Consider the following 11,391-nt stretch of genomic DNA (forward strand, 5'->3'; position numbering starts at 1 on the left):
CGCCACAACTCCGCCAGCGACACCATCACCGCAAACAGCACCGGCTGCACCACATCAACCCGACGCAGCAGCTCCTCATCGCCCTCGCGGACCACGTCCAGCAGGGACCAGCCATCCACGAACGGCTCCAACGCCGCCCCGCACTCCGCCATCCGCGACGCGAACACCGGCGAGAACTCCAGCAGTTCGCGGGCCATGCCGACCCACTGCGAGCCCTGCCCCGGGAACACGAACACCGCACCACCGGGAGCATGGGACCCGGCACGCCCGGACACCACACCAGAAGCCTCACGCCCGGCCGCCAACTCACCCAAAGCAGCCGTCAGTTCACCCACGTCACTGCCGAGCACAACCGCCCGGTGTTCCCACACCGCACGCCCCGTCGCCAGCGTGTGGCCCACGTCCCGCAGACCGGGCAGCTGCGGCTCGCCCTCGTCGAGCCGGGCCAGCAGCCTCTCCGCCTGCTCCGCGAGCGCCGCCTCACTCCGGGCCGACAACACCCACGGCACCACCGCGGCAGGCTCTTCCTCCACCGGGGGCACCACACCCGCTTCGGGCGCCGCCTCCAGGATCACGTGCGCGTTCGTGCCGCTGTAGCCGAAGGACGACACCCCGGCGCGGCGCGGGCGGTCGCCCTCGGGCCACGGGCGGTTCTCCGTGAGGAGCCTGACCTGGCCCTCGCTCCAGTCGACGTGGCGCGAGGGCTCGTCGACGTGGAGCGTGCGCGGCATGACGCCGTGCCGCATGGCCTGCACCATCTTGATGATGCCCGCGACACCTGCGGCCGCCTGCGTGTGCCCGATGTTCGACTTGACGGAGCCGAGCCACAACGGCTGTTCCAGGGCGCGTCCTTGGCCGTACGTGGCCAGGAGTGCCTGCGCCTCGATCGGGTCGCCGAGGGTCGTGCCGGTGCCGTGGCCCTCCACGACGTCGACGTCCGCGGTCGTCAGCCGGGCCGAGGCGAGGGCGTCCTGGATGACACGCTGCTGGGCGGGGCCGTTGGGTGCGGTCTGGCCGTTGGACGCCCCGTCCTGGTTCACCGCACTGCCGCGGACGACCGCGAGGACCCGGTGACCGTTGCGTTGCGCGTCGGACAGGCGTTCCAGGGCCAGTACGGCCACGCCCTCGCCCCACCCGGTGCCGTCGGCGGCGGTGGCGTAGGACTTGCAGCGGCCGTCGGCGGCGAGGCCGCGCTGGCGGGAGAACTCGACGAAGACGCCGGGCGTGGACAGCACGGTGACGCCGCCCGCCAGGGCGAGGGTGCACTCGCCGTCGCGCAGCGACTGCACGGCCTGGTGCAGGGCCACCAGCGACGACGAGCAGGCCGTGTCGACGGTGACGGCGGGGCCCTGGAGGCCGAGCGCGTAGGAGACGCGCCCGGACACGAGGCTGCCGACGCTGCCGCCGCCGGGGTCGTAGTCGTGGTGGAAGGACCCGGCGAAGACACCGGTGGCGGTGTCCTTGAGGGCCTGCGGGTTGATGCCCGCGCTCTCCAGGGCCTGCCACGACGCCTCCAGCATGAGGCGGTGCTGCGGGTCCATGCCGTGGGCCTCGCGGGGCGTGATGCCGAAGAAGGCCGGGTCGAAGTCCGCCGCGTCGTGCAGGAATCCGCCGGAGCGGGTGTAGGTCTTGCCGGGGTTGCCGGGCTCCGGGTCGTAGAGGGCGTCGATGTCCCAGCCGCGGTCGGCCGGGAAGTTGCCGATCATGTCCTCGCCCTTGAGGACGACGTCCCACAGATGGTCCGGCGAGGACACCCCGCCGGGCAGCCGGCAGCTCATCCCGACGATCGCCACGGGCTCGCTGCGACGGTCCTCAAGGCTCTGCAACTGCCCTCGCGTGGCGTGCAGTTCCTGCGAGACCGCCTTGAGGTATTGGAGCAGTTCGTTCTCGGTGGGCATGAACTCACTCTCAACTCTGGTCGGTGGCGTACGTGTCGGGCGTGGTGTCGCCGGTGGCATCGCCCGTGATGGAGATGCCGAGGTTGTTGGTGACGAAGTCGAGGACCTCCGCCGCCGTGGCGGCCGCCAGGTCCGCGAACGGCTCCACGGACGGCTCCACGGACGGCTCCACAGACGGCTCCGCGGGTGCCGGTTCGTCGTCGGCCGTGACGGGGTGTCCGTGCGCCGGCGGTTCGGTCAGGCAGCGGACGGTCTCGGCGAGGGCGGCGCGCTGGCCGCCGGTGAGCCGCAGCCCGTTCAGCCGGGCGCCGATCCTGCCGAGGTCGGCCATGATCCCTTCGTAGCCGGGCTGCTGTCCGGCGTCGGATGCCGGTGCTGACGGGGACACCGGCTCGGGGACCGGGGCCGGGGCGAGCTTCGTGGCGAGGTGGTCGACCAGGGCGCGCGGGCTCGGGTGGTCGAACACCGCGGTCGCGCTGAGCTTCACCCCGACCCGGTTGGTGATCTTGTTGCGGAGCTCCACCGCGGTCAGCGAGTCGAACCCGAGGTCGCGGAACGCCCCGTCGGCGGAGATGCCGCGCGGATCGCCGTGGCCGAGCACCTGGGCGACGTCCGCGAGGACGAGGTCGAGCAGGAGCGCGGTGCGCTGCTCGGCGGGGAGGCCGCGCAGCTTGCTCTTCGTCGACTCGGCGGGGGGCGCCGACGTGCCCGGCGCACTCGACGCACTCGGCGCCGCCGTCCGGCGCTGCCGGTCGGGCACCAGGTCCCTGAGCAGCGGCGGCACGGTGTCGGCCGTGCGCAGGGCGGCGGCGTCGACGCGTACCGGTACGAGGTGCGGGGTGGCCGCGGTGAGCGCCAGGTCGAAGGCGGCGAGGCCCTCCTCGGCGGTCGTGGGCAGCAGCCCGGTGCGGGCGATCCTGCCGAGGTCGGCGGCGCCGAGACCGGCCGTCATCGAGCTGGTCTCCTGCCACAGGCCCCAGGCCACGGAGACCGCCGGGGCGCCCGCCGCGTGCCTGCGGGCGGCATACGCGTCCAAGTAGGCGTTGGCGGCCGCGTAGTTGGCCTGTCCCGCCGAGCCGAGGACTCCGGCGACCGAGGAGAACACCACGAAGGCGGCGAGGTCGGCGTCCGCGGTCGCGTCGTGCAGGGCCCGTACGGCGTCCGCCTTCGGGCGCAGCACGGTGGCGAGGCGCTCCGGGGTGAGGGACGCGAGGACCCCGTCGTCCAGGACGCCCGCGGTGTGCACCACCGCGGTCAGCGGACGCTCCGCGGGGATGCCGGCGAGGGCCGCGGCGAGCTGCTCGCGGTCGGCCACGTCGCAGGCCACGGAGCGGATCCGGAGTCCGTCCTCGCGTACGTCGACGGTGTCGAGGACGTCGAGGAGTTCACCGGGGGCCCCGGTACCGCTGCGGCTGAGCAGCAGGACGTCGCGTACGCCGTGTTCGGCGACCAGGCGGCGCAGGACGAGCCGGCCGAGGGTGCCGCTCGCGCCGGTGAGGACGACGGTGCCTTCGGGGTCGAGGGGGCGGGGGACGGTCAGGACGGTCCGGCCGGCGGCCGTCGTGGTTTCCGTGCGGAGACCGTGGAACACCTCCGTGGCCGACCGTATGTCGTACGCCGTGAACGGCAGCGCGCGCAGCGCCCCGGAGTCGAGCAGTCCGGAGAGTTCGGCGAGGATCGTCTGCCGTCGCCCCGCGTCGATGCCGGTGACCGCGGCCCGCCCGTCGACGGTCACGTACCGGCCGTCGGCGGTGAGCAGCAGGGCAGCCGACACCTCGGCGCCGGTGCTGCGGTCGGGGTCGAGGACGAGGTCGAGGCCGGCCGGCACGCGCTGTGCGATGTCGCCGGGCTCGGGCCCGGTGAGGTGGGTGCCGTCGAGGCCGATGTCGCGCAGGGCGTCGTGGCCGGCGGGCGGCGCGGCCGCGTACACCTCGGCGCCCAGGTGCCGGGCGATCCGTACCGCGGCGAGGCCGACGGGATCGGCGGCCGCGTGGATCAGGACCCGCTGCCCCGCCCGGAGTCCGCCGTCGTCCACCAGGGCGTGCCAGGCGGCGAGGTACGGGGTCGCCGCCGCCGCTGCCTCCGCGAAGGTCAGGGCCTTCGGCAGGGGGGCGACGGAGCGGTGGTCGGTGACGGCGGTCCTGGCGGCGGCCCCACCCTCGGGGAAGACGCCCCAGACGCGGTCGCCCACGGCGGGTGCCGTGACCTCCGCGCCGACCTCGGTGACGACTCCGGCGCCTTCGACGCCGGGGTTCCGGTCGCTGTCGGTTCCGGAGGTCAGCTCGTCGGGGGTGATGCCCGCGGCGCGGATGGCGACGCGGATCTCCCGCGGGGCGAGGGGGGTGGGGACGAAGGGTACGAGGGCGAGGTCGTCGGCGTCCTCGCGCTCCCCGCGACGCAGGCGCCAGTCGGACGCGTCGTCCGGCAGTGCGAGCAGGTCCGGAGCCGTGCGGCTCAGCCGGGGCACGTACGCCTGCCCGTCGCGCCAGGCGATCTCGGGTTCGCCGGTGGCGACGGCCGCCGCGACGGCGTCGGCGGAACGGGCGGTGCGGGCGTCGACGTCGACGAGCAGCAGACGTCCGGGGTGTTCGGCCCGCGCGGCCCGGATGAGCCCCCACACTGCGGCGGTCGCCGGGTCGGGGACGCCCATCATGTCGCCGCGGGTGACCACGGCGAGCCGCTCGTCGCCGTCGTCGGACGCCTCGGCTGTTGTCTCCCCGAGGAAGCGCTGTACGCGTCCGAGCACCTCGGAGAGCCGGGCGTGTACGTCGCTGTCGCCGCCGGGCCCGACCTCCGTGACCGTGACGCCGGACACGAGGACCCCGGAGGTCTCCGGGACGGACACCGGACGCCAGCGCAGGTGGAGTCCGCCGTCGCCGTCGGGTGCTGCGGCCGCGGACATCGGCCGCAGCAGCAGGGCGTCCACGGTGACGACGGGCTGCCCCGCGGTGTCGACGGCCGTCAGGGAGACGGCACCGTCGGCGGTGGCGGTGAGCCGGACCCGTACCGCACCGGCCCCGGTCGCGTGCAGGGTGACGCCCGTCCAGGAGAACGGGAGCAGCGGACGCGGCCCGTCGGCGCCGGGCAGTGACGGCACACCCAGTGTGACGGCGTGCAGGGCGGCGTCGAGGAGCGCGGGGTGGATGCCGAACGCGCCGGGCTGCGCGGGCAGTTCGGCCTCCGCGTAGAGGGCGTCGGCCGTGCGCCAGGCGGTGCGCAGGCCCTGGAAGACGGGCCCGTAGCCGTAGCCGCGCGCGGCCAGGTCGGCGTAGAGACCGTCGACCGGTATGCGCTCGGCGTCGGCGGGCGCGAAGTCTCCCGTGTCGCCGGGGTGCGCGGGCGTGTCGACCAGGGTGCCCGTCGCGTGCTGGACCTGTGGCTCGGTGCCGGAGGCCGGGGCCGCCGAGGAGTGGACGGTGACCGTGCGGCGGCCTGTCGCGTCCGGGGCACCGACGACCACCTGGAGGTAGACGGCGACCTCGGCGGGCAGCAACAGCGGTGCTTGCAGGGTGAGTTCCTCGACGACGGGGCAGCCCGTCTCGGCGCCTGCGTGCAGGGCCAGGTCGAGGAAGGCGGTGCCGGGCAGCAACACCGTGCCGCCGATCGCGTGGTCGGCGAGCCACGGGTGGGCGCCGGGCAGGATGCGCCCGGTCAGCACCGTCTGTCCGTCGGGCAGGTGGACGGCGGCGCCGAGCAGCGGGTGCCGGGTGCCGGTGAGGCCGGCGGCGCGGACGCCGACCGTGGACGAGGAGGCGTCCTGCCAGTAGCGCCGGCCCGCGAAGGCGTAGCCGGGCAGTTCGGTGGTGCGGCCGCCCGGCAGCACCCGGTGCCACTGCACCGGCGTGCCCGTCACGTACGTCTCGGCGAGGGCCCGGGTCAGGGCCAGGGCCTCGTCATCGCCGGACTTGAGGGTGGCCACGGCGACGTACCCGTCGTCGTCGAGGCACTCGTCGAGCGTGGCGTGCGCCATCGGGGTCACGGCGGCGTCGGCGCCGACCTCAAGGAAGGCGCGGACGCCGTGCTCTGCGAGGGCGCGCACGCCGTCGGCGAAGCGGACGGCACCGCGGACGTGCTCCACCCAGTACTGGGGGGTGCACAGGCGCTCGGCGTCGACAGGACCGCCGGTGACGTTCGAGATGACGGGTATGCGCGGCGCGTTGAAGGACAGCCCCGAGAGCACCTCGGCGAACTCGTCGAGCATGGCGTCCATGTGGTGCGAGTGGAACGCGTGCGAGACCGCGAGCCGGTGCACGCGGTGGCCCGCGGCCCGGAAGTGGTCGGCGACGGCGAGCGCGGCGGCCTCGTCGCCGGAGACGACGACGGACTGCGGGCCGTTGACGGCGGCGATCCCGACGGCGTCGGCCAGGCCCGCCTCCGCGATGTACGCGCGGGTCTCCTCCTCGTCCGCCGCGACGGCCACCATCGCCCCGCCCTTCGGCAGGGCCTGCATGAGGCGTCCGCGAGCCGCGACGAGTGCGCACGCGTCGGACAGCGAGAGGACGTCCGCCGCGTAGGCCGCGGTGATCTCGCCGAGGGAGTGGCCCATCACGTGTCCGGGGGCCACCCCCCAGTCCCTGAGCAGTTCGAGGAGGCCGACCTCCAGGGCGAACAGGCCGGTCTGGGTGTACATGCTCTGCTGCAGCAGCGGGGCGAGCGGGGAGTCCTCGGACGCGAACACGACGTCCCGCAGGGGGTGTTCGGCGTACCCGTCGAGGTGCGCGTCGACCGCGGCGCACACGGCGTCGAAGGCCTCGGCGAAGACGGGGTAGCGCCCGTACAGCTCCCGTCCCATGCCGGCACGCTGGGAGCCCTGCCCGGAGAAGACCAGGGCGAGCCCGCCCGCTCCGACGGCCGGGACGGCGCCGGTGACGGCGGCGGGGGCGTCCTCGCCGCGGGCGACGGCGGCGAGCGCCTCGGACAGGCCCTCGCGTCCGGTGCCCAGCACGACGGCCCTGTGGTCCATCAGCGCCCGGCCGGTGGCCAGGGTGTGGGCGACGTCGCGCGGGTCGGTGGCGGTCTCGGCGGTGTCGGTGGTGGCGGTGGTGTCCTGGGCGAGGTGGCCGAGCAGCCGCGCCGCCTGCCGGCGCAGCCCGTCGGCCGTCCTGGCCGAGAGGGGCCAGGGGATCATGGGGGTGACGGGGGTGACGGGGGTGACGGGGGTGACGGGGGCGCCCTCGGAAACCGAAGGGGCCTCAGGCGCCGGGGCGGACCCGGACCCGGACCCGGGCGCCGACGCGTCCTCAGGTGCCGCTTCGAGGATCACGTGCGCGTTCGTCCCGCTGATGCCGAACGACGACACGGCGGAACGGCGCGGCCGCTCCAGCTCCGGCCACTCCCGCTGGGCCGCCAGCACGCTCACCGCACCGGACTCCCAGTCGACATGACGGGAGGGCGTGTCGGCGTGGAGCGTGCGCGGCATGACGCCGTGCCGCATGGCCTGCACCATCTTGATGATGCCCGCGACACCAGCGGCGGCCTGCGTGTGCCCGATGTTGGACTTGACGGACCCGAGCCACAACGGCCGCTCCGCGTCCCGCCCTTGGCCGTACGTGGCGAGCAGCGCCTGCGCCTCGATCGGGTCGCCCAGCGACGTACCCGTACCGTGCGCCTCCACCAGGTCCACATCCGCCGACGTCAGCCGCGCACTGGCCAGCGCGTCACGGATGACGCGCTGCTGCGAGGGCCCGTTGGGGGCGGTCATGCCGTTGCTGCCGCCGTCCTGGTTCACCGCGGAACCCCGTACGACCGCGTGGACGTGATGCCCGTGGCGCCGCGCCTCGGAGAGCCGCTCGACGACGAGCAGGCCGACCCCCTCGGCCCAGCCGGCGCCGTCCGCGTCGTCGGAGAACGCCTTGCAGCGGCCGTCCACGGACATCGCCCGCTGCCGCGAGAACTCCACGAACGTCGTCGGCGTCGACATGACCGTCACACCGCCCGCCAGAGCCAGCGAGCACTCACCGTTCCTGATCGCCTGCACCGCAAGATGCAGGGCCACCAGCGACGACGAGCAGGCCGTGTCAATCGTCATGGCCGGGCCTTCGAGGCCCAGCTGGTACGAGATGCGGCCCGACGCCACGCTGGACGCGCTGCCCAGCATGCGGAAGCCGTCCATGCCCTCGACGGGCTCGTGCAGTGGGGGACCGTACTCCATCGGCATCAGTCCGGTGAAGACGCCGGTCCTGCTGCCGCGCAGGGAGTCCGGGGCGATGCCGGTCCGCTCAAGCGCCTCCCACGCCGTCTCCAGGAGGAGCCGCTGCTGCGGATCCATCGCCGCCGCCTCACGGGGGCTGATCCCGAAGAACTCGGGCTCGAACACGGCGGCGTCGTGCAGGAAGCCACCACGCCGGGTGTACGTCTTGCCGGCCCGGTCGGGGTCGGGGTCGTACAGGTCGGCGATGTCCCAGCCGCGGTCGTCGGGGAAGTCGGTGATCGCGTCGATCCCGTCGAGGGTCGCCTGCCACAGGTCCTGCGGCGATCTGATCCCGCCCGGGAACCGGCAGGCCATGCCGACGATGACGATCGGGTCGTCGTCATCCGTGGCGGCTCCCCCGGCCGTCACGGCAAGTGCCACCGGACCCGCGTCCGCCCCTCCGACCTCCTCCTGGAGGAAGCCGGCCAGGGCGGTCGGCGTCGGGTAGTCGAAGACGAGCGTCGAGGGCAGCTTGAGGCCCGTCACCGTCTGCAGGCGCTGCCGCAGCTCCAGGCCGGTGAGCGAGTCGAGGCCCAGTTCGCGGAAGGCCCGGTCGGCCTCGACGGAACCACCCGACCCGAGTCCGAGCACCAACGACACCTGGGCGCGGACGAGTTCGAGCAGCGCCTCCTGCCGTTCGCCCGCCTCCAGCGCCGCCGTCTCGGCGACCCACGACGAGGCCTGTCCGGCTCCGACGGCGGCCGTCGCGCGACGCGCGGGGGCACGGACGAGCGACTTGAACACCGCGGGCAGCCGGTCCTGCGCCGCCTGGTTGCGCAGCGCGGGCAGGTCCAGGCGGGCCGGGAAGAGAGTGGCCCGGTCGGCGGTGAGGGCCGCGTCGAACAGGGCGAGGCCCTGCGCGGAGGACATCGGGGCGAGCCCGCCCCGGGTGAGCCGGGCGATGTCGGTCTCGTCGAGGTGCGCGGTCATGGCGCTGTCGCCGCCTGCCCAAAGGCCCCAGGCCAGCGAGGTCGCCGCGAGCCCTTCGGCTCGGCGGGCGAGGGCGAGAGCGTCCAAGTACGCGTTCGCAGCAGCGTAGTTCCCCTGTCCGGCCGTGCCCATCACACCGGCGGCGGACGAGAACAGCACGAACGCGGCGAGGTCGGCGTCCCGTGTCAGCTCGTCCAGGTGACGGGCTCCGTCGACCTTCGGGCGCATGACGGTGTCGATGCGGTCGGCGGTCAGGGCGGTGACGATGCCGTCGTCGAGGACACCGGCGGCGTGGATCACGGCGGTCAGCGGATGCTCGTCCGGGATTCCCGCCAGGGCGGCCGCAAGGCCCTCCCGGTCGGCGACGTCACAGGCCGCGAAGGCCACGGTCGCACCGGCTTCCGCCAGTTCGGCGGCCAGTTCCTCGGACCCCTCGGCGCCACGACGGCTGACGAGCAGCAGGTGACGTACGCCGTACTCGGCCACGACATGCCGGGCGACGAGCCGCCCGAGGGAACCGCCGGCGCCGGTGATCAGAACTGTGCCGTGCGGGTTCCACTGGGAGGGGGTCGCGCCGGTGTCGGCGCTGACGGACACCAGTCGGGGAGCGGTCAACTTATGCCCCGCGTATGCCAGTTGTGGCTCGCCGGAGGCGAGTGCGGCGAGCAGTGCCGACTGCGTCCCGCTGTCCGCGGGCGCGTCCTCCGTGGCGACGTCGACGACCACGATCCGCCCGGGGTGCTCGGTCTGCGCCGAGCGCAGCAGGCCCCACACGGCAGCGGTGGCCGGGTCGGGCAGCGTGCCCGCGATGCCGCCACGGGTGACGACGGCGAGCCGGGAGCTCTCGTCGTCCGCCGACGCGGCGAGGAAGTCCTGGACCGTCTCCAGTACGCCGGCCACGCTCGTCCGGACGTCCCCGCCGGGCTCGACGTGGGCGACGACGACATCGGCCGGAAGCCCACCACCAGCGCCAGAAGGCGCTGCCGCTACCGGTACGTCGACCCACCGCACCTCGAACAACGGGTCACCGCCCGCCACCGCCGCACCCAATTGCTCCCGCGACATCTTCTGCAGCCGCAGCTCATCCACCGATACGACCGGCAGCCCGGCACCGTCGAACGCCGCCAACCGCACAGCACCGTCGCCGTCCCGCGACAACCGCACCCGCAACGCGGACGCGCCCACCGAATGCAGCCGCACCCCGCTCCACGAGAACGGCACCCACAGGTCGCCCGAGGGAAGCGGATGCAGGGCCGCGTCGAGGAGCGCCGGGTGAATGCCGAACTCATCGCTGTCCACGGGCAACTGGACCTCGGCGAACAGTTCGTCGCCGTCGCGCCACAGCGCACGCAGCCCCTGGAACACGGGCCCGTAGCCGTAACCGAGGCCGGCCAGCGTCTCGTAGGCATCCGCGACATCCACGCGCTCGGCACCGGCCGGCGGCCACTGGCCCTCCAGCCGCTCTGCCCCCGCCGACGCGACCGAACCGGCGTCCGCGAGCACTCCGACGGCATGCCGCACCCAGTCCGCTCCCCCGGCCACTTCGGCGTCGGCGCCCTGGACCTGGGAGTGCACGGCGACGGTCCGGCGCCCGGCACCGTCCGGCGCCCCCACCGACACCTGCACCGACACCTGGGCGTCCTCCGCCAACACGAGCGGCCGCTCCAGCGTCAGCTCCTCAATGGCACCGCAGCCGACCTCGTCGGCGGCGCGGAGCGTCATCTCGATGAACGCGGTACCCGGAAGGAGGACGGTGCCGAAGACGCCGTGGTCGTCGAGCCACGGGTGAGTGGAACGGGACAGCCGCCCGGTGAGGACCACCTCGTCACCACCGGCGATCCGGACAGCGGCGCCGAGCAGCGGGTGCCCGGCGGGCCGCAGCCCCAGCCCGGCCGCATCCACCACGGAACGACCGGCCGGCAGCCAGTGACGACGACGCTGGAAGGCGTACGTCGGCAACTCCACGAGCCGACCACCCGCCACCCACGGCGACCAGTCCACAGCCACACCCGCGACGAACACCTCGGCCAGACTCTGCGCAAGCCGCGCCGGACCACCCTCGTTCCGCCGCAGCGTCCCCACCGCGGTCACACCCGCGACACCCTCACCTTCGGCGGCCTGAGACACGGCCCCCACGAGCACCGGGTGCGGACTGGCCTCGACGAAGACGCGGTGCCCGGCCTCCAGGAGATGGTGCAGGGCGGCATCGAAGCGGACAGTCTGCCGCAGGTTCGTGAACCAGTACTCCGCGTCCATCACCGCCGTGTCGATCACATCACCCGTGACGGTGGAGAACAGCGGCACCTGCCCACTGCGAGGCTCGATCTCCCCGAGCACCTCCAGCAGCTCATCGCGCAGATCCTCGACCTGCGG

At 74.1% G+C, this 11,391-nt stretch carries 2 protein-coding genes; both read right to left on the reverse strand.

Features of this window, described 5'->3' with window-relative positions; translation table 11 throughout:
* The coding region (locus tag AB0H82_RS36130; protein ID WP_362999782.1) for a type I polyketide synthase at positions 1–1,898 on the reverse strand (1,898 nt) is incomplete at its 3' end.
* 10 nt (positions 1,899–1,908) lie between these two features.
* Positions 1,909–11,391: SDR family NAD(P)-dependent oxidoreductase (locus AB0H82_RS36135; protein ID WP_362999783.1), on the reverse strand; the 9,483-nt coding region annotated here is incomplete at its 5' end.

Source organism: Streptomyces sp. NPDC050732 (genome assembly GCF_040654255.1).
Lineage (GTDB): Bacteria > Actinomycetota > Actinomycetes > Streptomycetales > Streptomycetaceae > Streptomyces.